Source organism: Klebsiella sp. SYXHC3, assembly GCF_057196925.1.
In genome coordinates this window covers 72,235-95,043 of the sequence record NZ_JBXUNG010000003.1, presented here as the reverse complement: position 1 = coordinate 95,043, position 22,809 = coordinate 72,235, and the positions used below count along the sequence as shown (strand labels likewise).

The window sequence follows — 22,809 nt, the reverse complement described above, 5'->3', positions numbered from 1 at the left end:
CGCTGCCTACCAGGAGAAGCTGTGGTTGCTTATCGACGCTATTACATCAAGGGGGGAACCTGGTTCTTTACCGTTAATTTGAAGGACCGTAGAAGCATGCTTCTGACTGAAAGAATTGAATTATTTCGCTACTCCATCTCCGTTGTAAAACAACGTCGCCCTTTTATCATTAATGCCTGGGTGGTATTGCCTGAACATCTCCACTGTATCTGGACACTTCCCAATAATGATGACGATTTTTCTTCACGCTGGCGCGATATCAAAGGCTGCTTTAGCAGAACACTAAAACGACAACATATCTGGCAACCTCGCTTCTGGGAGCATGCTATACGTGATGAAGAAGATTATCGCCGCCATGTTGATTACATACATATCAATCCATTAAAACATGGTTGGGTTACGCAGGTTATAGATTGGCCATTTTCAACCTTTCATCGAGATGTCCAACGCGGGCTATATCCTGCAAACTGGGCTGGCGAAAGCTTTGAACTTAGCTGCGGCGAACGCCGATAGCCCCTCCCCGGTGGCGCTGACGCTTACCGGGGCTACCAACCAAATGCCAAACCGTAGCCCGGATAAGGCGTAAGCCGCTATCCGGGGATCCTCCCCGGTGGCGCTGACGCTTACCGGGGCTACCAAACGAATGCCAAACCGTAGCCCGGATAAGGCGTAAGCCGCTATCCGGGGATCCTCCCCGGTAGCGCTAACGCTTACCGGGGCTACCAACCAAATGCCAGATCGTAGCCCGGATAAGGCGTAAGCCGCTATCCGGGAAACCTCGCCTGCTGAGACCGAATCTTCACCGAATTGTAATCTGAACGACATCTGCGCCTTCTACTGTCTGGGCAGGACAGAGGAGGAGTCACTATGTTTAGTCTCGACAACGTTCTCGATGACCTGTGGCCTCAGGCGAGGCCCGCCCCCTGGCAGAAAAAGGTGTTGAAAAAGCTTCTGCATGAAGAAGAGTTCCAGCAATTTGCCGCCCGCCATCGTCACCTGAAAGGACTGGATACGGTCGAACAGGTCCTCGAACATCTCAATATCCGTTGCGCTATTCCGGCGCATGACCTCGAACAAATCCCCGAACATGGCCCGCTGGTGATTATCGCCAACCATCCGACCGGCACGCTCGATGGTCTCGCTCTGCTCTATGCGGTCTCCCGCGTGCGTCGCGATGTCAAAGTCGTCACTAACCGCATGCTGACCCATCTTGAACCGCTGAGCTCGCTGTTTATTCCGGTGGATAATATCAACGGCCGTACCGCCAAAGCAGCGCTGCAGCAGATGGACCAACAGCTTCAGCAGGGCGGCGTGCTGATCTTCTTCCCGGCGGGGGAAGTCTCGCGTCTGACCCGCCGCGGCATCCGTGATAAAAAATGGCATCCCGGCTTCATCAAGCTGGCGGCGAAATACCGCGCGCCTCTGCTGCCGGCGTGGATCCGCGCCCACAACAGCCCGCTGTTCTACGCCAGCGCCCTGTTCTCCGAGAATCTGCCGCTGCTGCTGTTAATGCAGCAGATGTTTCGCCGCCGCGATAGCAGCTTGCCGTTACGCATTGGCCAGCAAATCGCGTGGTCATCGTGGCATCAGCCGCCGCTTTCCGCCCGCGAACTGGCGGACCGCTGCTACCGCCACGTCGAGCGCCTCGGTAAAGGACACCCCGGCCTGTTTAAAAGCGAAAGCGCGATCGCCCGCCCGGAAGACCGCGCGCTGCTCAAACGCGAGCTGGCAAAAACCGAATGTCTGGGCAAAACCGCGGACGGTAAGCTGATTTATCTGTGGCAGCGCAACGGCCAGGAAGAGGCGCCGCTGCTACGCGAACTGGGCCGTCTGCGGGAGATCGCTTTCCGGGCGGTCGGCGAAGGCAGCGGCAAACGCCGCGATATCGATAGCTACGATGATGACTATCTGCACCTGATTTTATGGGATGAAGAGGATCTGGAGATCGTCGGCGCCTATCGTTTTATGCCTACCGCCATGCAACTGGAGAAACGAGGACTGGAGGGCATCTACAGCTACAGCCTGTTCCACTACGACGCACGGATGGACGATATTCTGCAGCACGGGATTGAACTGGGGCGCAGCTTCATTCAGCCGCGCTACTGGGGGCGCCGCGGGCTGGATTATCTCTGGTCAGGCATCGGCGCCTGGCTGGCGCGTAATCCGCACTATCGCTATCTTTTTGGCCCGGTCTCGATTTCCGGCGGACTGCCGCCCGATGCCCGCGATTTGCTGGTCGCCTTCTACCGCTTATGGTTTCCGGCGACGCATCCACTGGCCAAATCCCGTCGCCCCTACCCAGCTTCGCTACCCGAGGTGCTGGCGCAGTTTGGCGGCGAGGATTACACCGAAGACCTGACGCGGCTGAAGTCCCTGCTCGGCAACCTCGGCTGCGGCATCCCGCCGCTGTATAAACAGTACTCGGAAGTGTGCGAGCCGGGCGGCGTGCAGTTTATCGATTTCGGCAGCGACCCGGACTTTAATCACTGCGTCGATGGGCTGGTGCTGGTGGATTTAACCTACCTGAAAGCCAACCGCTACCAGCGCTACATCGGCGCGCATCTCTAGCCGTTTATCCCGCCCGGTAGAACGGCTTATCACCAAGAATTGTCGCGCGGTGCATGATGCGCCGCTGCGGCAGATAGTCGGCGTTGGCGTAATGCTGCGTCACCCGGTTATCCCAAATCGCCACATCGTTCGGCTGCCAGCGCCAGCGCACCTGGAATTCCGGTTTTGTGACGTGAGCAAACAGGAAATTCAGCAACGCCTCGCTCTCTTTCTCGCTGACATCCACAATACGGGTGGTAAACCCTTCATTGACGAACAGCGCCTGCTTACCGGTTACCGGATGGGTACGTACCACCGGGTGCAACAGCGGCGGGTTCTTCGCCACCGCCTCGCGCCAGCGCTGATGCTCCGCTTCCGTCTTGTTGTACTTGTACTCCTGGAACGATTTGCGGAAATCGTGCTCCGCGCGTAACCCGCTCAACAGCTGGCGGAACGGTTCGGATAGCGCTTCCCAGGCGGCAATACCGCTGGTCCACAGGGTATCGCCGCCGGTAGAAGGTAACTCCTTCGCCGCCAGAATCGCCCCCGCCGGCGGCGTATCGATAAAGGTCACGTCGGTATGCCAGTTATCGTTGTCCGGCGGATTATCGTTATGGGTATCCAGCACGATAATTTCATCCACGCCCGGCGCATGCGGATAGACCGGATGGATATGCAAATCGCCAAAACGTAACGCCAGATCGCGCTGCTGTTGCGGGGTGATATTTTGCTCGCGCAGGAACACCACCTGATGGCGCAGCACCGCGTGGTATAGCTGCTCAAACTGATTGTCGCTTAACGGACGGGTCAAATCGGCTCCGGCTACCTGCGCGCCAATATACGGTCCCAACGGGGTAATGCTCAGACGTTCACTCATTGTACTTCTCCATGCCAGGGCGTCAGGCGGCGCTGCAACGCGCGCAGTCCCAGTTCCAGAACAAATGCGATTATCGCAATCACCGCGATCCCGGCTAACACCACATCGGTCGCCAGAAATTCACCGGCGGATTGCACCATAAAACCTAAGCCGCGAGTGGCGGCAATCAGCTCCGCCGCCACCAGCGTTGACCAACCGACGCCAAGGCCAATGCGCAGGCCGGTAAGAATTTCCGGCAGCGCGCCCGGCAGGATCACCAGCCACAGCACCTGAGCGCGACTGGCCCCTAAAGACTGTGCGGCGCGAACGCGGACCTGCTGCGCGCTTTTAACCCCCGCCAGCGTCGACATCACTACCGGAGCGAAAATAGCCAGATAAATCAGTAAGATTTTCGGCGTTTCGCCAATGCCGAACCAGATGATCACCAGCGGCAGCCACGCCAGCGGCGGTACCGGACGATACAGTTCGATCAGCGGGTCGAGGATCCCGCGTACCGTTGGGCTCAATCCCATGGCGATCCCCACCGGTACGCCGACGATCGCCGCCAGTACCAGCGCGATGGCGATACGCGTCAGGCTCGCCGCCAGATGCTGCCACAGGGTCGCGTCCATAAAGCCTTGCGGCCCGGCAATGGTCAGTAGCTTCTGCAATACCTGCCACGGCGAGGGTAAAAACAACGGGCTAATCAGCTGCAACGCGGTCACCGCCCACCAGATAGCCAGCAATACTGCCAGCGTCGCTACGCTAAGGGTCAGCTGCCGTGAAAGCGGCCAGCGCCATTTCAGCGCGCGCTGGCGCGGTTTATAATTAAGGACCACGCTCATGAGAAAGCCTCCCGTTGTTCGAACACCCTGCTAAGCACATATTCGCGCTGGGCGATAAATTGCGGATCCGATTTAATGCTGCGGCAGGATTCACCGGCGACAAAACGGCGGCCAAACTCCAGCGGCAGGCGTTCCTGCACCCGCCCCGGCCCCGGAGACAGCAGCACCAGCTCGCTGGCCATAAATACCGCTTCTTCGATATCGTGGGTAATCAACAGCACCTGCTTGCCGGTTTCATGCCACAGTCGCAGCAGCAGGGTTTGCATTTGCTCGCGAGTAAAGGCATCCAGCGCGCCGAAGGGCTCATCCAGCAGCAGAAGCTGCGGATCCGCCGCCAGCGCGCGCGCAATACCGACACGCTGGCGCTGGCCGCCGGAAAGCTGCCAGATAAAGCGCTTTTCCGCCCCCTGCAGGCCGACTTTTTTCAACATTTGCGCGGCGATTTCCCGGCGTCGGGTCTTTTCAACTCCCGCCAGCTGTAATCCCAGCGCGACGTTATCCAGCACGTTGCGCCACGGCAGCAGACCTTCATTTTGAAACACCACGCCGCGATCGGCGCCCGGCCCGTCGATGCGACGGCCTTCGAGAGTGATGCTGCCGTGCTGGTAAGGCACGAATCCGGCAATCAGGTTCAGCAGTGTGGTTTTGCCGCAGCCGGAAGGGCCCAGCACCACCAGCAGTTCGCCGCTGTCCAACGTCAGGTTGATATCCGCCAGCGCTGGTTTACCGCCATAATCAGCGTAAAGATGCGAGATTTGCAGCATCAGAGCCTCCTTTTATTTCACGAAACGGTCGGTAACGAACTGGCTATAATCGGTTCCTGCGGCCGGCACTTTGCCCTGTTCTTTGAGGAATTTCGCGGTATCGATAATCGCCTGGTTCACCGGGCCGTTAAGCTCCTGCGCCTGCTGGGCGGCGGTAAGATAGGTATTGCCTTTGACTAACACCGGCACATCCGCCTCCGGCACGCCGCTCAGTCGCGACAGCTTGCTGAGATTTTCCGGCTGCTTCAGCCACGCCTCCGGGTTGGCGATATAGGGCTGCTGCGCGTCGATGGCGCTTTTGGCGAAAGCTTTCACGATTTCCGGATGCTGCTCGGCAAAGTCTTTACGTACGACCCAGACATCCAGCGTCGGCGCGCCCCATTGCCCCACCTGCGCGGAGTCGGTCAGCACCTTGCCCTCTTTTTCCAGTTCGTTAACGGCTGGCGCCCACACGTAAGCGCCATCGATATCGCCGCGCTGCCAGGCGGCAATAATCGCCGGCGGCTGCAGGTTGATAATCTGCACCTGACCCGGTTTGATTCCCCAATGTTTCAGCGCGGAAAGCAGGCTGTAGTGGGTGGTCGAAATAAACGGTACCGCAATGCGTTTGCCAATCAGATCTTCCGGCTTAGTGATATCTTTTTTCACCACCAGCGCTTCGGAATTCCCAAGCTTTGAGGCCAGCAGGAACACTTCAATCGGTACCTGCTGAGTGGCGGCCACCGCCAGCGGGCTGGAACCGAGGTTGCCGATTTGCACATCGCCTGAGGCCAGCGCGCGTACGATGCTGGAGCCGCTGTCGAATTTACGCCAGTCAACGGTGGCGCCGCTGGCTTTGGCGAAGGTGTTATCCGCCTGGGCGACTTTCGCCGGTTCAGCGGAGGTTTGATAGGCGACGGTGACGTTAACCGCCTGCGCCTGGAAGGCAGCGAAAGCCAGCGCCGCCAGAAGAGTAATTCGCGATGTGAATGCCATAGTGTCTGCTTCCCCTTAGTTGTTATGGGTGCAGTATTTCCGGCATCAGCGTGGAGATGAAGTAATTAAAAATTCTGCCTAATAGCGAATCGTTTTTAGAAGAAAAGCGGGATTAGATAGTTAAAAACAGGGATTAAAGAAATGGATTCCCCCGGCTCGCGGTACTGGTAGCCCGGATCAGGCGCGGAGCGCCGCCATCCGGGGGGCAAGAAATACAGGTGTTAGCGGCCCGCCGCCAGCGCGGCGATATCCTGCGGCGTGGTGCGACAACAGCCGCCAATCAGCCTGGCGCCAGCCGCCAGCCACTGCGGCAAATAGGCCGCAAGCGTCGCGCAGGCTTCACCGTGATGATGCCAGGTCTTGGTCAGCGCATCATAGTGCTCGCCGGAGTTAGGATAGACCACCAGCGGCAGCGACGTCAGGCTGTGCAGATGCTGCAGCGCGGCGGTGGTATTTTCCAGCGCGATACAGTTAATCCCCAGCGCCAGCACCTGGGGATTATCGGCCAATACCGCAACAACCTCGCGCAGCGGCGTGCCGTCACTGAGATGTTCGGCGTCGCGCAGGGTCAACGAGAACCAGGCGCGGGCGCGCGGGTAGTCACGCAGCAGCGCCGCCAGGGCCGTGATTTCGGCAAACGACGGTAGCGTTTCACAGGCCAGCAGGTCCGCCCCGGCATCCAGCAGCGCTTCGACGCGCGGGCGGTGGAACGCCTGAAACGCCTCCGCGCTGCGCTGATAATCGCCGCGATACTCAGAGCCATCCGCCAGATACGCGCCATACGGCCCGACCGACCCGGCCACCAGCAACGTTCCCGCCTGCGGGTTTTCCGCCAGATACGCCTCGCGGGCTTTACGCGCCAGCTCGACGCTTTTACCTATCAGCGCCTTCGACTGCGCCTCATCCAGCCCGCGGGCGGCAAAGCCTGCCGGCGTTGCCTGATAGCTGGCGGTGATCGCCACCTGTGCGCCAGCGCGGAAATAGTCGAGATGCACATCGCGGATCAGCTGCGGATTCTCCAGCAGTACCTTCGCCGACCATAAACTATCGGCCAGATTGCAGCCGCGCGCTTCCAGCTCCGTCGCCATCGCGCCATCCAGCAGCACGAACGGTTGCGTTTCAAGGATTGCGGTTAGCGGATTATTCTGCGGCATGTTGCGGCTCCTGAGTTAATTTCCGTGTACGAGTCAGATAGTAAGCACCATAACACAGCGCGACGAACGGGATCCCGCACCACAGCGCAATACTCTGGCTTGGGTCAAAGGCCAGCCCCACGCAGGCCACCAGGCAGAGGACAAACCCCAGCACCGGCACCAGCGGATACCACGGCGCGCGATAGTGCAGCTCGCTTAACGCTTTGCCCTGTTGCAGATGGCGGCGGCGGAAGACAAAATGCGACGCGCAGATGCTCAGCCATACCGCGACCACCGCAAAACCGGAAATCGCCGACAGCGCGACAAACACCGTATCCGGCGCGACTACGCTGGAAAACAGCGCCAGCACGCCGCCCAGCATGCTTACCGACAGCGCGGTTAGCGGCACGCCGCGTTTATTCACTTTGGCAAAGCAGGCTGGCAACGTCTTCTCATTTGATAGCGACCACAGCATCCGTCCGGAGGCATACAGGCCGGAGTTGGCCGCCGACAAAATCGCGGTCAGGATCACAAAGTTAAAAATATCCGCCGCATAAGGAATGCCGACCTTTTCAAACACCAGTACGAACGGGCTTTTTTCCACCCCCGCCTGCTGCATCGGGATCAGCGCCGCGAGCACGAAAACGGTGCCAATAAAGAAAATAATCAGCCGGGCAATAGTGGTGCGGATTGCGACCGGAATCACCTGATGCGGGTTTTGCGTCTCGCCGGCGGCGATGCCGATAAGTTCGGTGCCCGAGAAAGCGAAGTTCACCGCCACCATGGTCATCAGGATCGGCAGGCCGCCATGAGGGAACCAGCCTTCGGCGGTGATGTTATGCAGCCCCGGCGCCGGTGAACCGTCGGTCAGCGGAATAAAGCCGAAGATGGCCGCGCCGCCGAGAATAATAAAAGCAAGGATGGTGATCACTTTGACCAGCGAGAACCAAAATTCGCCTTCGGCAAAGAAGCGGGTAGAGATAACATTCAGGGCGAAAATCACCGCGCAGAAAATCACGCACCAGACCCACACCGGCACCTGCGGGAACCAGTACTGCATACAGAAGCCGGCGGCGGTAAAGCTCGAGCCGAGCGCCACGGTCCAGGTCAGCCAGTAGAGCCACGCCACGGTATAGCCGGTCGCCGGGCCGAGATAACGCGCGGCATACACGTGAAAGGCGCCGGTTTCCGGCATCGCCACCGACAGTTCGCCAAGACACTGCATCACCAGCCAGACCACCAGCGCGCCAATCAGATACGCCAAAAGCGTGCCCGCCGCGCCGGTGGTCGAGATAATATAGCCGGTATTGAAGAATAACCCTGTGCCAATGACGCCGCCCAGCGAGAGCATAATCAGGTGGCGCGTTTTCATGGTGCGCTTAAGTTGCCCACCTTGTTGTTGTGATGTTGTTTGCATATTGCCTTCTTTATGTATGGACGTCTAAACATCCAAATGAAGGTCATTTATACCGTGACGGCGGGGAAATTGCAAAACGGGGAAGGGAAAAAAACAGGGCGAACAGGAGTAGGAGCCTGGGTTTAAAGCTGCTTGGGCTGCGGAGCCTCTCCTTTTTACCGCAACCGCAAGCAGCCTTCTGCTACACAGAGCACACCTCGTTCCAGTAGGCTTCGCGCGTCCAGCGCCGCTCAGTATGTTTTGTCATGGCGAAACCACCGGGTTTCCACGTTGCCGAGATCCACGCCATACAGGCTGGCGACCGGCAAGATCGCCTCCATCATCCGTTGACCATCTTGCTGCCCGGCTTCTCCGTTAGATAAAAAAGCCAGCCAGCCGGTAATCCGTTGCCACAGCGCTACTTTCATTTCTCCTCCATCGGTCGGGTTTGCGTTGTTGTTATTTCAACCACAATCGCCGACGGGCGGGAAATATCAATTCCGAATTTGTAATCCTGGAAGATGCATATTCGCCGCTGCGCTTCGGTGACTAACCCCTTCCTGTAAAAGCGATTTGGTTAATAGCAATATCCCCATTTTTATTAAGAGATTTTGGTTATAGATAAGAATTTTTTCTTCTTTGCCGGACGAGGCGCTTTTGTGGGAGCGTGATAAACACAAAACAAAACAGGGATTCAGGGGAATGATGATGCATAAAACTTATACCAAAATCGCTTTTGCGCTGGGCGCGCTGCTGCTGACCGCCCAGGTTCAGGCCGACCAGTTAGCCGATATCAAAGCCGCCGGGGTGGTGAAGGTCGCCACCTTCGACGCTAACCCGCCGTTTGGTTCCGTGGATGCCAAAACCCATCAACTGGTGGGTTACGACGTCGATTTCGCGCAGGCGCTGGCGAAATCTCTTGGCGTCAAGCTTGAGCTGGTGGCCACTAACCCGGCTAACCGTATTCCTCTGCTGCAGTCCGGTAAGGCCGACCTGATCGTCGCCGATATCACCATTACCCCGGAGCGTGCGCAGGTCATTGATTTCTCAACGCCCTACTTTGTGACCGGCCAGCAGTTCCTGGTTCCGGCTAAGTCGCCGGATAAACTGGATGACTACAGCAAAGCGCGCATCGGCGCGGTAAAAGGCACCACCGGCGAACAGGCGCTGCACCAGCGCTTCCCGCAGTCGCGGGTGCTCTCCTATGACGATATTCCATTGGCGCTGACCGCCCTGCGAAACGGCAACGTGCAGGCGATAACCCAGGACAGCACCATTCTCGCCGGGCTGCTGGCGGGCGCGCCGGATAAAGCCAACTTTAAAATTCTGCCGGATTTGCTGAGCAAAGAAGAGATTGGCGTCGGCGTGAAAAAAGGCGAACCGGCGCTGCTGAAAGCGGTAAACGACGAACTGGTTAAGCTGGAAAAATCCGGCCAGGCGGCGAAAATCTACGACACCTGGTTTGGCCCTGGCACCGCCTCTCCGCAGCCGCGCGCCTTTACCATAGAAGCGAAATAACCCAGATGTTTTCCGCCTTATTTTCACGCTCCGCGGCTTCGGCTGCGGATTTCTCGCATCTGCAGCAGGCCAGTATTACCTTTCGCGACGTGGTTAAACGCTACGGCGATCATCAGGTACTAAACGGCGTTAATTTAACGGTCAATCCCGGCGAAGTGGTGGCGATCCTCGGGCCATCAGGATCGGGTAAATCAACGCTGATCCGCCTGATCAACCAGCTTGAATCCTTAAGCGGCGGCGAGATCCTCATCGATGGCAAACCGACCCGCCGCCTGACCGGCAGCGCGCTGCGCCAATTGCGCAGCCGGGTCGGTTTCGTTTTTCAACAGTTCAATCTCTACGCTCACCTGACGGCGCAGGAGAATATTACCCTCGCGCTGGAGCGCGTGCACGGCTGGCAACACGATGCCGCCCAAAAGCGGGCGCTGGAATTACTCACCCAGGTCGGTCTCACGGATAAAGCGCGGCAGATGCCCGCTCAGCTCTCCGGCGGCCAACAGCAGCGCGTCGCCATCGCCCGCGCCCTTGCCTCCTCGCCGCAAATCATCCTGTTTGATGAACCAACCTCGGCGCTGGATCCGGAGATGATCGGCGAAGTGCTGCAGGTGATGAAAGCCCTGGCCCACAGCGGTATCACCATGGTGGTGGTCACTCACGAGATGCAGTTTGCCCGCGAAATCGCCGATCGGGTGGTGTTTATCGACGGTGGCGAAATCCTCGAAACCGCGCCGCCGGCGGAATTTTTCGCCCGCCCGCAGCATGCGCGTACCCGCCGTTTTCTGCAGAAGGTGCTCGACCCGCTACATCAGGAGAGCGTTGAGTGATGGCGATTCTCGACTGGCATGGCGTGCTCAGCGGGCAGCCGCTGCAGTGGATTATCTCCGGTTTTCTCACTACCGTCTGGGTCGGCGTGGCCGGGATACTGCTGGCCACCTCGCTGGCGTTGCTACTGCTGGCGCTGCGTCTCGGCGGCGGAGGCCCCGGCCGCTGGCTGGTGGCGGCGTGGGTATCGCTGTTTCGCAATACGCCGCTATTGGTTCAACTGCTGTTCTGGTACTTCGCCGCCTGGAACCTGCTGCCGCTGGCGGCGCGCGATTTTATCAACGACTCCCATAGCTGGTCGATTCTACCGGGCGACGTCTGGTGGCTGACGCCGGAATTTCTCTGCTCAATGTGGGGGCTCGGCGTATTTACCTCGGCATTTCTGGTGGAAGAGATTGCCGCCGGGTTGCGCGCCGTGAGCCACGGCCAGCGCGAAGCGGCGCTGTCGCAGGGATTTAGCCCGTGGGGGGAATTACGTTTTATTCTGCTGCCGCAGGGGCTGGCTAACGCCTGGCAGCCGATTGTCGGCCAGTACCTGAATCTGATGAAACTCTCTTCGCTGGCCAGCGGTATTGGCTTCGCCGAGCTCACCTACCAGGTACGGCAAATCGAGAGCTATAACGCCCATGCGCTGGAGGCCTTTGCTGTCGGCACCGCACTATATCTTGCGCTAGGGATCGTTATGGGACTGGCGCTGACGCGCTTCGGTCCAGGATATCGTCAGCCACGGAGCGCACAACATGAACGCTAACCTCGCGGTGATCGCCGACAACCTTGATTATCTGCTGTGGGGACGGCTGGCGGAAGGCCAACCCGGCGGCGTGGCGCTCACCTTACTGATGGCCATCGGCGCGACCGCGCTGGCGCTACCGGGCGGTATTCTGCTAGCCTGCGCCGCCTGGCGCTACGGCGGAGCGGTCCGTCGTCTGCTATTCCTGTGGGCGGAAATTATTCGCGGTATCCCGCTGATCTTCGTTATTTTCTGGCTGTGGTATCTGCTACCGATGCTGACCGGCGGCGATCTGCCGGGCGCAGTAACGGTCACCCTGGCGCTGGCGTGGTTCACCGCCGCCTCGGTGATGCACTCGGTGCTGGCGGGGCTGCGCGCCCTGCCCGGTGGCCAGCATGAAGCGGCGCTGACGCAGGGCTTCACTCCTGGCCAGACGTTACGCTTAATCCTGCTACCGCAGGCGCTGCGCAACGTCCAGCCGTCGCTGGTCGGCATTTTTATCGGCCTGCTGAAGGACACCTCGCTGGCGTTTATCGTCAACGTGCCTGAACTCACTACCGTCGCCGGGCAGGTCAATAACCGGGTGCAAATCTACCCGCTGGCGATATTCGTCTTTACCGGCGCGGTTTACTATTTACTGTGCTGCGCCCTCAGCCAGCTGGCGAGCCGCCGTTTTACCAGGCGTAGCGCTGACAGGCGCTTCGCAGCCGATTGAGAAACAGCCGGGCATTGGCGGTGAGCGCCGATTTTTGCGACCACACCGCGCAATACTGCGCCGCCGGGAGCGTGGATACCGGCAGCGTGACCAGCTTTTCGCCAAGCTGCAGCGGCTGGTTCATGGCGCGCGCGACGATGGTCAAATAATCGGATTCCAGTACCATCTGCAAACCGACAATGACCGAGTCGGTGCGCAGCGGGGTAATCGACACCTGGCGATAAAAGTGAATCAGCTCGTTTTGTAACTGCTGGTAGTAGCCCATCGGCGACTCCGGCAGCAGCCAGCGGGCTTTACGCAGCGCCAGCAGATCGCTCTCGTGCGCCAGCGGATGCCCCTTGCGCGCGATGACGCAGAACGGCGCGGTAAACAGCGGTTCCAGCATCACCCCTTCCGGCGGATGCATCGGGTCGACCGATCCGATCGCCAGGTCTATCTCTCCGCTGCGGACGCCCGGCAGCAGCGACGAAAGCTGCCCCTCTTTCACCGTCATCTGCACCTGCGGCAGCGCCTGCTTAAACCCTTCGGCCACTTGAGGAAATACCGTCAGGGCAATCAACGACGAAAAGCCGACCGTCAGCCGACCGTGGGTGACATGGTTAATCTGTTCCACCTCATCCGCCGCGCGCCGCAGCTCCTCCAGCACCCACTCCGCGCGCTGTAAGAAAGCGATTCCCGCTTCGGTCAGGGCGACGCCTTCTTTACTGCGCAGAAAAAGTTGCGTACCGAGGATTTGCTCCAGCTCACGTAATGTCCGGCTCAGCGCCGGCTGCGATTGCCCCAGTTCACGCGCCGCCGAGCGGATGCTGCCGCTACGCGCCACCTGCCGTAGCGCCTGCAGCTGGTTTAATTTGGGAAGATATTTCACCGCTCACCCCTATCAGAAAAAAGCATCACCTATAGAAAAATTATATCTTCCCGCCGCGCGGGTAAAGCCTGAGGATGCAGTAGGGGATTCCCCCACGACAACACATGCAACCATGAGACACCGGGCGGAAAAAAATGAAAAGTCAGTCTCAGATGATCTTCTTACTGTTTATCGGCTACGTGGTCGTTTATATCGACAAAACCGTCACCGGCTTCGCGCTGCTGCCTATCGAAAAGGAGTTCGGGCTCAACGCCGAACAACTGGGCTACATTACCGGCATCTTTTTTCTCGCCTATTCGCTGTTTCAGGTGCCGGCGGGCTGGCTTAACGATCGCATTGGCTACAAAACGATGCTGGTGCTGTCGCTGGCGGCGCTGGGGATATTCGCGCTGTGCTTTGGCCTGCTGGGAGCGAGCTTCGGCCTGCTGCTGCTGTTCCGCTTTCTGTCAGGCGTCGGCCATTCAGGCTATCCCTGCTCCTGCGCCAAGGCGGTGGTAAGCAACTTCACTCTGGAACAACGTACCTTCGCCCAATCGATATTGCTGTCGTCAGCGGGACTGGCGATGACCATTGGGCCGATTATCGCCGTTAACGCGCTGGCGCTGCTCGGCTGGCATCTCTCGTTCACCGTACTGGGGATCGTGGCCTGCGCCATCGCTCTGCTGATCGCCCTGCGCGTGCCGCGCCGGCAACCGACGGCGGTGGTCGCGAAACAGAGCGCCGCCGGCGCCGCCCTGTGGCGTAACCCCACGGTAATCCTGCTCTTTCTGGCTATCTTTTGCGTCAATATTCCCAGCTATGGCCTGATGGCCTGGCTACCGAAGTTTTTTGTTCAGAGTATGGGGATGTCGCTGTCTGCATCCGGCTACGTGGTGGCCGCGGGCGGTCTGGGGATCTGGATCTCATCGCTCGGTACCGGCTGGCTGGTGGGTAAATATTTTCTCAATCGCGAACCGCTGGTCATCGCGATTAGCGCGCTAATCAGCGCCGTGGCGATCTTCGCTATCTTCCATGCCCGGACGCCGCTGACCGCCAGCCTGCTGCTGTTTATCGGCGAAATTTTCCTGATGTCGACCTTCGTCACCGCCTTTACCCTGCCGATGAAACGCCTGCCGGAAAATATGATGGGCTCGGCCATCGGTCTGATTAATACCGGCGGTACTCTCGGCGGCTTTGTCTCGCCGATCGTCATTGGCTATCTGGTGGAGAAAACCCACGGTTACGCCAGCGCTTTCCTGTTTCTTTCACTGGCGATGGTTTGCTCCGCGCTGGCGGTGCTGCCGCTCATGAAACGTAAAACCGTCGTCAGTCAGCCCGTTATTGATTGAAGGAGTCACTGATGCATCACGCCACTGAACAATTAATTTCCGCCGCGGCCGAGGAAGCGCTGCGCTGGCGTCGCCATATCCACGCCCATCCGGATCTGTCGTTTAACGAGAAGCCGACCGCCGATTACATCGCCCGCGAGCTGGCGCTATTTTCCGGTCTCGAGATAAGCCGCCCGCTGGAAAATAGCGTGATTGCCGTACTGCGCGGCGCGCATCCGGGCCCGATGTGGGCGCTGCGGGCCGATATCGATGCCCTACCGCTCCAGGAAGAGAGCGGAGAAGCATTCTGCTCAACGAAGCCCGGCGTAATGCACGCCTGCGGTCACGACGCGCATACCGCGATGCTGATGGGGGCGGCGAAAGTCTTGTGCCAGCTTCGCGAACAGCTGCACGGCAGCATTAAATTCATCTTCCAGCCTGCGGAAGAGGTGCCGCCGGGCGGCGCACGTGAGCTGGTTGAACTGGGCGTGGTTGACGACGTCGAACATATTTTCGGCCTGCATGTTTTCCCCACCAGCCCGGTTGGCGTGATAACCCTGAAAGAGGGTGTGTACGTCGCCTCCAGCGATAACTTTGATATCACCATTCGCGGCAAAGGCGGCCACGGTTCGATGCCACAGCACTGTATCGATCCGGTGACCATCGGCGCGGAAGTGGTCGGCGCGCTGCAGCAGATCGTCGCCCGCAATATCGATCCGGGCAACGCGCCGGTGCTGACTATCGCCACTTTTCAGGCCGGCGATAGCTATAACGTGATCCCCGACAGCGCGCGGCTGGCCGGGACGCTGCGTACCCATAGCCAGCAGGTGCGCGAGGCGGTACCGCCGCTGATGGCACGGATTATCGACGGCATCACCGCCGCCCACGGCGCCAGCTACGAGATTAAATGGCAGCAGGGCTATGCGGTGGGCAACAACCACGACGCCACCAATCATATCGCCCGCGAAGCCATAGCCCGCCATTTCCCGGCAGGTACGCTGCAGCTGCAGGATAAGGCGCTATTCGGCAGCGAGGATTTCTCCTCCTACCAGGAGAAAATCCCCGGTACCTTTCTGTTTATCGGCTGCGGCAATGCGCAAAAAGGGGCGACGTGGAACGTGCACAACCCGCATTTTCGCATCGACGAAGATGCGCTGGCGGTCGGCATTAAGACCCATATCGCGCTGGTGAGTGAGTTGCTGAACGAGGAATAATTCAGGCGATTGCCCGGCTATTTCACCGGGCAATCATTGCTGATTTTAATAAATTTCTCGTTATAGATAATGTAGTGGTTGCCGGGCTTACGCAGCGACGGCTGGCGAACGACATCGCCGGGGCGCAGATACCAGGCGTCACCTTCCTCTTCCGTGGTGTCGCATCCCGGTTTTATCAGCAGCTTAAACCAGGTATTGCCGGTATTACTGACGCTCCCCGCCGCTTTATCGAACGCCCATTTAAACTGAACCTGCCGCGGGCGTACCACCAGAATGGTATCCATCACCACCACCGGCTCCATGCTGATCTGCCCGCCCGCCGGGGCGCGCATCACCAGGTTGCGGGTGGGAATTTCACGAAACGAGACCCGATAGTAGCGTTCGCGGTTATCCTTCGGCCCGTGATAATAGAACTTAAAATATTCGCTTTCACCCGCCTGCAGCGTCAGCTGGCGCGGGGCGAACAGCAGTTCGCCGTCCGCCGGGCGGGCACGAACCTCATGGCCGCCGGGCCGGTCGATACCCACCACCGACACCCGATATAGCCGCGCGCTTTTATTGTTGTTAATCACCCTTTTCGCCGCAAACTCAGCGTCAGAGGCCAGCGAAAAGGTCAGATTACCGACAGAAATCGCCTGCGCCAGCGGCGCGGCCAGCAGCCACAGGCTCGCCAGCGTCAGCTTAATTAATGTTACGCCACGTCGCCTGGACATGAATCTCTCCTGAAGCGCTGACCTCGCCAAACCAGCCGTTGTCGGTGATGGTGCGCAGCGAGATAGGATCGTCCATGGCAATCGAAAAGCGCACCGTTGTTTTATCCATCTGCCCCACATCGCCGGAAATATCAGTCCACGGCGTGGTCAGCCATAGCGCATCGGTCATGTCGTGCCAGCTATTGTCGCAGCCGGCGTCGTAACTTTTCGTCGCCCCGCTTTGGGTAATGAAAGAGAGCGACGCCGGGAATGGCACCTGCGCGGTACCGTCCGCCGAGCTGAACAGGCAATACGAGCGCCCGCTAATCGCCTGTGACGGGCCGGTAACTTTAATCAACACCTCATCGGCGGCGGTTTTGCCGCTGGTGGTGACGATGTAGCCGAAATCCAGCGCCGGTTCGCCGCTGCCGACGTAGCCCTCACGTGACGGCGCCGAAGTGTACTCATCGGAGATAATGCTGATGCTGAAATCACGCGGTTTGATAATCAGGCTATTGGATGTCGAGAATTCATACCAGCCGGATTCCGGTGAAGTGGTGTTATAAAAACGGAAGTTAAACAAGTCTTTGGTGTTGATGTCACTAATGCCCAACGCCACCATCTGCTTGAAAAAGTTACTCGAGAAAAAGACGTAAATAGAATCAGAGCTCTTCATCTCGTTGAAAGTGTAATACTGCAGAATGCCGTTGACCGGTTTCCATGAGTTACCGTCAAGGCTGAACTGCATATCGTAGTTACCTACCGCCGATGCCAGCGCAGAGTTACTGATAGCCGGGAAAATGTGAATCGAACTGTTGCTTAACCCATTAGTTTGCAGCGTATAGTTAACCATTTTGCAGCTTAAACCGGAACGAGAACCAATCGTTTGTGTACGGCAATCGGCATTGCCTTCGCCCAGCGTGGGCACGCCGTCACTATTGATAAACACTTCCGCCAGTGAGTGGGTGTTTATCAGGCGTAAGTGCCCCGCTTTGGTATGGGTTACGTCGCGGATATACCAGGTACCTGACGCCTGATCTTTGCAACGCTCGCCTTTGCTCGCATCGTAAGCGACCGATGTCTGACAGGAATTAATGGTCATCGTAAAAGTACCGCCGATCGGCATCTGCTGCAGGTATTGATAAAAGGCATCGGACATCATCCCGTGACGCCATTTCGTCCCGCTCCCCGTTGAGACGCCGTAAAATCCATTAGCATCGGTTGACTGGGGTAAAATCAGGCTGGTTGCCAGGTCGCATCCCGAGTACCAGTTAATACACCGCAAGCCCAGTAAAGGGTGAGAGACCGGCGCATTATCCAGCCACATATCAAACCGGTAATTAGCGGAGATCCCATGGTTGTGACCATCATCGATATAACCCAGACTGACCTGACGGTACGCGGTATCACCAGAACCGGTTGATTTTAACCCGGTCCAGCGGTTTGAGCCGGTCAGGCGGGGATCCAGCGCGCCGCCAGGGGTGACAAAGAAGTTGTCATCAGAGTTGTTCTCGACAAAGACAAATTCGCGCGCCGGAGCAGCGGCTTCAGAATATTTTGTCACCGCCGCCTTAGCGTTCATCGCCAGCGGCGCAATCGTCAGCGTCGCCAAAGCGAGTAGCCACTTAGCTTTCATTACCTTCTCCTGTCTGCTGCACCGCCGCCCATGAAGAGAGACCGCTGCATACCACGTCCCCTACCCACACCGCGCCGCGCGCCTGGCTGAGCTCCAGCGCCACTTCACAGGTTTTATTTCCGCCGTAGCTAAAATCAATGGTGGGATATTTTTTATCGACATCCATGACAAATTCACCGTTCTCATCGGTACGGGTGCGCCCGATATGGTTATTAATGCGCGCGTTCGCCAACAGCGTGCCGTCTTCGGCGCGGATGCGCCCGGAGACGGTGACCATTTGCTTCACTTCCGGCTCGATCACCGCCACGTTACCGGGATAAAGCGTCAGGTGACTCTTACGACCGCTGACAATGTCGTAGCTGTCGAGCGAGTTTTTACTGTTCTGCAGTTCGACTTCATAGCGGCTGTACGGCGAAAGCGGCAGGTAGTTGCGTTTACCGCTGAGCTGCACGATGCGCCCGTTAACCTTAGCGCTGAGCTTGCCGTCGTCTTCCAGACCGGTATTGAAGATCACCCCGGCATTGCCGTCGGTTCGCCCGCTGGCGGCGATATTTTTCCCCTGCCAGCCGACGCTGCCGCTGGCGGTCAGGTTGGTGTTCACGTAGCCGTCGGCGCCGCTGTTGACGTTCAGCGTGCCGTTGGTGTAGCGCGTTTCGAACTGCGTATAAGCGCCGCCGCTTAAGGTTTTGTCGTCGCCGGTATCGCCGGAAATCGCCCGCGAAATATTGGCGCCGACGGTTCGAATCGCCCCTTCATTAAACTGCTTACGCGCCGAAATGTTAGCCATGGTATAGCCGTTCTGATGGGTCATCCCGGCGCTGAACCAGTTGCCCAGCGGCAGTGATAAATCGAGGGCGATATATTTCCCGGTGTTGGCGTTGCTATCGCCGTTGTTATAGCGCTGTAAGCCCGCGCGCAGGCCTAGCGAGCCAAAAGAGCCGCTATAAATCGTCTGGTAATAATCCGCCGTGTAGTAATGGCTGTTGTAGCGGCGGTCATCGTTGTAGCTGATGCTAAAAGTGCCTAGTTTTGACCACAGGGCGTTCAGGTTCAGCGTGCCGCCGATCGCCCGGTTGTCGGCATCGCTGCGGCGCAGCTTATCGCCGATAACGGTCTTTTCCTGGTTAATCCACAGCGAGCTAAAGCCGCCGGGTAAGGTGGCGCTGACGCTGCCGATGCTGCTCCAGGAGCTGTCGCTGGCCAGCATGTTTTGTAGGTTGATATTCACCGCCTCGGTCAGCGGCAGCGTGATGCGCGTTTCGCCGACGGCATTGTTATCATAACCGTAGCCGGTGGCCGCCCAACTGAGCGTACTCAGCGATCCGGAAGCCGACGCCCCCGCCAGCCAGCTCTCTTTCGCCGGCTGCGTCTTTTTACCGCTTTCCGACCAGCGGTCCATATGGAAACTGCCGCCCCAGATTTGCCAGGCCAGCGGCGCGCCCGCGCCGCGTCCGCGAGTAAACAGCTTGTTGACGCGTTGGGTGCGTTTGCTGACCACTCTTCCGTTGACGATAACTTCGACGTCAACGTCGTAAATACCGTAAGGCAGGCCTCGGGTATCAACTTCATGATTCCCCATGACGAAGTTCTGCACGCTTAACAGGCGTCCGTCACGCATCAGGTGGACCTCGCCTGCCGCCGGTAAGAATGCCACCACCGGCGTCGCCGACTGGCTGTTATCAAATACCGTCGAGCTGGCCTGGTTGCCCCACGACGCGCCGTAGATTTTACCGGCCGAAATCGCGGTCATCGGCCCCAGCGATTGTAAGTTCCAGGTATCCAGCATTCCGCCGGCAAAACGGTGCCCGGCGAAGTCGCGCTCGTACATCGCTTTATACAGTTCGTTGTCCTGGTGGCTGGTGCCGATGCCGTACAGCGAGCCGTCGAGCACCACGTGATGCTCGCGCAGCGCGCTAACGCTATTGAGTGACAGATAGCTGGAGGTATTACTGCCACCGCTACGCATCTGGTTGTTGTAGACCCCGAGGTTGTAGGTAAGGTTATTACTGAAACTTTTAACGCTCGACTGGCCAATATCCTCGCTGCGCGACCGCAGCACGGTTCCCAGCGCCTCACGTTTCACCACCAGTTGCAACAGCAACTGGCGCAGACTAAGGTGTAGCTGCGCGGCATCGGTTAAGGGGATCTTCAGCGCGTCGTTGAAAGCCTCATTGGATAAACGTCTGAGCTGTTGACGTGTCTCGTCGCTGACGCGAGCGTTGTCATCGCCCTCTTCGAGGGTGATTTGCCGAACCCGCAGCACATCGCCATCAAGCCAGATATACGCGGCGCCGATACGCTGATCGTTCTGATTATCGCGGCTGCCTTCAAGATGAATAAACAGAGGAATGCTCATGCCGTCCTGCAAAGCCTGGCTGAAAGCCTGCGGGATAATCACGCCGCCGATTTGCTGCACGCGCTCGGCGGCCAGGCTGTCGCTATAAGGCGCCAGCAAAAGAACCATGCCGGAGGCAAGCAGCGCGTTCAGTCCAGGGGTGATCCGTCGTAAAGGCATAGTCTTAATCCATCAGCACACATGTCTATTTCACGGGAACAAACTGCTCGCCCTGCCAGAGCGCGACCCGTCCTTTTTTGTCAGCAATATTGACGCGCGTGAAGCGACGCGATTTCCCTGGCATCAGGTAATAGTTTTCTTTGCACTCTTTGCCATCAGCGATTTTCAGACACGGGCCGTAGGCGATGATGCGCAGGGTGGCGTTACCGGTATTGGTCAGCGTGTCGCCGGCAAACTGGTAGCGAAAATTAGCCTGACGCGGCGCCACCACCAGAATGGTGCCGATGCGGGCTGAAGCGGTGGCCACCGCGCTGCGCTGGGAGCCATTGCGCTGGGCATCGCTTAAGGCCTGATCGAACCAGACAATGCGGTAGTAGCGCTCTTTATCATCCGCCGGGCCTTTGTAGAAAAAGCGCACCACTTCACTGGCCTTTGCGGGCAATAACAAGCTGGCGGGGGTCAACAGGACTTCATCCTGTTTATCCATCGGGATCACTTTGCCGCCATCCAGCGGTGAAGAGAGACGTTCCAGATGAATGTTGATTAAGCGGCCGCTGTCGGTGGTATTTTTAATCTCTTTACTCAGCGTGCTGCTGCCGCTGTTCATAAAGGAAGAGATATCGCCGACATCCAGCGCCAGCGCGGGATTCGCCAATCCCAGCAGCAGGCCAATGGCCAGAAGATGTTTTTTCATAAGCGTTCAGTCCATGAAGAGGCAGGGGGATTTCCCCTGCCCGGTGCTACGAGAAAATCAGCTGGTCCAGGTTGCGTCGAACTGCACGCTCACGTCACCGCTCCAGATCCCTTCCGGCAGCGTGCTGTAATCGGTTACCGCGGTGGTGCCGTCGGTGGTACCGCTGATGATGGAGAAGTTAAAGCCGTCCTGCGCGGTGGTGCGGCCTGCGGTGTTGTAGCCGTTAGACAGCGCGCTGAGGTTGCCGCCCAGTACGCCGTTAGCGGTGTCGATCATGATGGTGTCAGCACTCTTTTCTACCGCGGCGCCGTTATAATCCACGCCCACGCTCAGCGTTGAGCCGGAGGTATCCAGCTGAGTCAGAGTGTTAGTGATAAGACGTGAAGTCAGTTTGAAGGCAGTCGCCGTGGTATCGCCTTCAACCGCAACATCAAACAGACCTTTTTGTGAGTTAAAGCCTTTAATCCCTTCGGCATACTGGAAAGCCAGGCTGCCAAGCGGGGTAACAACCAGTTTGCTGGAAGTGTCTTTTTTCGCGGTTGCAGACCAGGTAGCAACGGCCTGAGCAGTGACATCAGCAGCCTGAGCAACACCCATTCCAGCAAACGCCGTTACCAGAGCAATAGCAATAACCTTTTTTTTCATAGCTTTTTCATCCTGAGTTTAATTAAGGACAAGTCGTCCCGGTGTACCACTAAATAAACGTTACATAACTAATTTATAAATTTTTGAATACAGCTTGGCCTCAGCATTTCGCCGATGGGTATAAATAGTTTTCACACTGCAATTTTCAATTCTGGCGATAGATTTCGGATGCATTCCTTGGGCCGTCATTCTGATCACCGTCATTTCCCGGTCAGTAATTTTTTCTTTCTTAATATCTTTACGCAGAAACCGACCATTAATTACATAGGCCAGATCTTTTCTTATATCGCGCGCGAGGTCGACATACACCACGCCGCGAATATCACCGTTGTAATACCAATAATTGGCTAACGCTTCTGACTTTCTCGCGGCAATCAGAATAATTTGTTTGCCTTTGGCCTTGGCTAACCAGTCGTTGTCATAGCGAATAAAGTAATTTAATGCATTGGTACTCAGATTGATAAACAAAAAGTCCTTACATATTTTATCCAGTGACAAATAAATAAGTTCTTCGATATCTAAGATGAGTTCCGACAAGCCTTTTAAAAAATAAGTATCATGTGCTGGCCAAATACACTTATCAAGGGAGCATTGATCGTCCATATACTGTTTATCCTCTTCATCCTGGAATACTACCTTTCACCCCATCGCCGATAGCCAGGCCTGCAGAGATTAAACCTGCAAATTACCCCTGTTTAAATTGGTTATAATAAAACACCAGCGGCATTATTTAATCATTAATAATGTCGAAATTATTTATCGATTTATATTTTTTGTTGGATTCAAATTTAGGTTTTTTCTGATTAAGTGTCAACAAGCAGGATGTGAAGCTAATTCTCATTTATGTCAATTTTTTGCTTTTTGCAGAAATCCTATTTTTTGCTCAAAAACAAAAAACATTTAATTTCATGTGGTTATTGATCGAAAATTCCTACAA

The 22,809-nt window shown here is 57.4% G+C and carries 22 protein-coding genes; 8 read left to right on the top strand and 14 right to left on the bottom strand.

Annotated features, from left to right (window positions below; all coding sequences use genetic code 11):
- The first annotated feature begins 21 nt into the window (after positions 1-21).
- Complete coding sequence (locus tag AC2CGP_RS09975; protein WP_015704536.1) at positions 22-513, top strand: REP-associated tyrosine transposase; 492 nt, start codon at positions 22-24, stop codon at positions 511-513.
- 354 nt (positions 514-867) lie between these two features.
- A complete protein-coding gene (gene olsF, locus AC2CGP_RS09970; RefSeq protein WP_045361751.1) occupies positions 868-2,568 on the top strand; it encodes a bifunctional ornithine lipid synthase OlsF in 1,701 nt (566 codons plus the stop codon).
- Positions 2,569-2,572: 4 nt separating this feature from the next.
- On the opposite strand, the gene tauD is transcribed toward olsF, so the two are convergent.
- From tauD to AC2CGP_RS09935, 7 genes are all read right to left on the bottom strand, one after another.
- Positions 2,573-3,424: a taurine dioxygenase gene (gene tauD, locus AC2CGP_RS09965; RefSeq protein ID WP_015704533.1), complete on the bottom strand. Its 852-nt coding sequence runs from the start codon at positions 3,422-3,424 to the stop codon at positions 2,573-2,575.
- Positions 3,421-4,248 (bottom strand): taurine ABC transporter permease TauC, encoded by an 828-nt coding sequence (gene tauC, locus AC2CGP_RS09960; RefSeq protein ID WP_213759339.1) that lies wholly within the window; start codon positions 4,246-4,248, stop codon positions 3,421-3,423. Before tauC ends, tauD begins: the two co-directional genes overlap by 4 nt.
- Positions 4,245-5,012, bottom strand: coding sequence for a taurine ABC transporter ATP-binding subunit (gene tauB / locus AC2CGP_RS09955; RefSeq protein ID WP_042893523.1), 768 nt, complete (start codon positions 5,010-5,012; stop codon positions 4,245-4,247). Before tauB ends, tauC begins: the two co-directional genes overlap by 4 nt.
- A gap of 12 nt (positions 5,013-5,024) precedes the next feature.
- Entirely contained in the window at positions 5,025-5,987 is a 963-nt protein-coding gene (gene tauA, locus AC2CGP_RS09950; RefSeq protein ID WP_015368105.1) for a taurine ABC transporter substrate-binding protein, read from the bottom strand.
- 221 nt (positions 5,988-6,208) lie between these two features.
- Entirely contained in the window at positions 6,209-7,141 is a 933-nt protein-coding gene (mmuM, locus tag AC2CGP_RS09945; RefSeq protein ID WP_015368104.1) for a homocysteine S-methyltransferase, read from the bottom strand.
- Positions 7,128-8,537: an S-methylmethionine permease gene (mmuP, locus tag AC2CGP_RS09940; protein WP_015704529.1), complete on the bottom strand. Its 1,410-nt coding sequence runs from the start codon at positions 8,535-8,537 to the stop codon at positions 7,128-7,130. The genes mmuM and mmuP overlap by 14 nt, the downstream gene beginning before the upstream one ends.
- A gap of 230 nt (positions 8,538-8,767) precedes the next feature.
- Complete coding sequence (locus tag AC2CGP_RS09935) at positions 8,768-8,944, bottom strand: hypothetical protein (protein WP_015368101.1); 177 nt, start codon at positions 8,942-8,944, stop codon at positions 8,768-8,770.
- Positions 8,945-9,224: 280 nt separating this feature from the next.
- Here AC2CGP_RS09935 and AC2CGP_RS09930 point away from each other — a divergent pair, with 280 nt between their 5' ends.
- From AC2CGP_RS09930 to AC2CGP_RS09915, 4 genes are read left to right on the top strand one after another with little or no spacing between them, the layout of a single operon-like run.
- Positions 9,225-10,034, top strand: a complete 810-nt coding sequence (locus AC2CGP_RS09930; RefSeq protein WP_370429554.1) for an ABC transporter substrate-binding protein — start codon at positions 9,225-9,227, stop codon at positions 10,032-10,034.
- Between the two features lie 5 nt (positions 10,035-10,039).
- Positions 10,040-10,858, top strand: coding sequence for an amino acid ABC transporter ATP-binding protein (locus AC2CGP_RS09925; RefSeq protein ID WP_032707519.1), 819 nt, complete (start codon positions 10,040-10,042; stop codon positions 10,856-10,858).
- Positions 10,855-11,607 carry an amino acid ABC transporter permease gene (locus tag AC2CGP_RS09920; RefSeq protein ID WP_213759338.1) on the top strand — a complete coding sequence of 251 codons (753 nt, stop codon included), beginning with the start codon at positions 10,855-10,857 and terminating at the stop codon, positions 11,605-11,607. Before AC2CGP_RS09925 ends, AC2CGP_RS09920 begins: the two co-directional genes overlap by 4 nt.
- On the top strand, positions 11,597-12,301 hold the full coding sequence (locus AC2CGP_RS09915; RefSeq protein WP_020079527.1) for an amino acid ABC transporter permease: 705 nt from the start codon (positions 11,597-11,599) through the stop codon (positions 12,299-12,301). The genes AC2CGP_RS09920 and AC2CGP_RS09915 overlap by 11 nt, the downstream gene beginning before the upstream one ends.
- Here the strand turns inward: AC2CGP_RS09915 and AC2CGP_RS09910 are convergent.
- The gene (locus tag AC2CGP_RS09910) at positions 12,261-13,169 is read right to left on the bottom strand and encodes a LysR substrate-binding domain-containing protein (protein WP_015368096.1); all 909 of its coding nucleotides are present in this window, start codon (positions 13,167-13,169) and stop codon (positions 12,261-12,263) included. The two genes, AC2CGP_RS09915 and AC2CGP_RS09910, sit on opposite strands and share 41 nt — an antisense overlap.
- A 134-nt stretch (positions 13,170-13,303) precedes the next feature.
- Here AC2CGP_RS09910 and AC2CGP_RS09905 point away from each other — a divergent pair, with 134 nt between their 5' ends.
- Both AC2CGP_RS09905 and AC2CGP_RS09900 read left to right on the top strand, forming a co-directional pair.
- Positions 13,304-14,497, top strand: a complete 1,194-nt coding sequence (locus tag AC2CGP_RS09905; protein WP_015368095.1) for an MFS transporter — start codon at positions 13,304-13,306, stop codon at positions 14,495-14,497.
- 11 nt (positions 14,498-14,508) lie between these two features.
- Positions 14,509-15,690 (top strand): amidohydrolase, encoded by a 1,182-nt coding sequence (locus AC2CGP_RS09900; RefSeq protein ID WP_058649522.1) that lies wholly within the window; start codon positions 14,509-14,511, stop codon positions 15,688-15,690.
- Positions 15,691-15,707: 17 nt separating this feature from the next.
- Here the strand turns inward: AC2CGP_RS09900 and AC2CGP_RS09895 are convergent, their stop codons facing one another.
- From AC2CGP_RS09895 to ecpR, 6 genes are read right to left on the bottom strand one after another with little or no spacing between them, the layout of a single operon-like run.
- Positions 15,708-16,403: a fimbrial biogenesis chaperone gene (locus AC2CGP_RS09895; RefSeq protein ID WP_015704522.1), complete on the bottom strand. Its 696-nt coding sequence runs from the start codon at positions 16,401-16,403 to the stop codon at positions 15,708-15,710.
- Entirely contained in the window at positions 16,372-17,964 is a 1,593-nt protein-coding gene (gene ecpD, locus AC2CGP_RS09890; RefSeq protein WP_228304137.1) for a fimbrial adhesin EcpD, read from the bottom strand. The genes AC2CGP_RS09895 and ecpD overlap by 32 nt, the downstream gene beginning before the upstream one ends.
- A gap of 43 nt (positions 17,965-18,007) precedes the next feature.
- Positions 18,008-20,533 carry a fimbrial biogenesis outer membrane usher protein gene (locus AC2CGP_RS09885; protein WP_077203174.1) on the bottom strand — a complete coding sequence of 842 codons (2,526 nt, stop codon included), beginning with the start codon at positions 20,531-20,533 and terminating at the stop codon, positions 18,008-18,010.
- A gap of 25 nt (positions 20,534-20,558) precedes the next feature.
- Positions 20,559-21,227: an EcpB family pilus assembly chaperone gene (locus AC2CGP_RS09880; protein WP_015368090.1), complete on the bottom strand. Its 669-nt coding sequence runs from the start codon at positions 21,225-21,227 to the stop codon at positions 20,559-20,561.
- A 57-nt stretch (positions 21,228-21,284) separates the two neighbouring features.
- Positions 21,285-21,872: a common pilus major fimbrillin subunit EcpA gene (ecpA, locus tag AC2CGP_RS09875; protein ID WP_015704519.1), complete on the bottom strand. Its 588-nt coding sequence runs from the start codon at positions 21,870-21,872 to the stop codon at positions 21,285-21,287.
- Positions 21,873-21,932: 60 nt separating this feature from the next.
- Complete coding sequence (ecpR, locus tag AC2CGP_RS09870; protein WP_015704518.1) at positions 21,933-22,475, bottom strand: ECP biosynthesis operon DNA-binding transcriptional regulator EcpR; 543 nt, start codon at positions 22,473-22,475, stop codon at positions 21,933-21,935.
- Between the last annotated feature and the right edge of the window lie 334 nt (positions 22,476-22,809).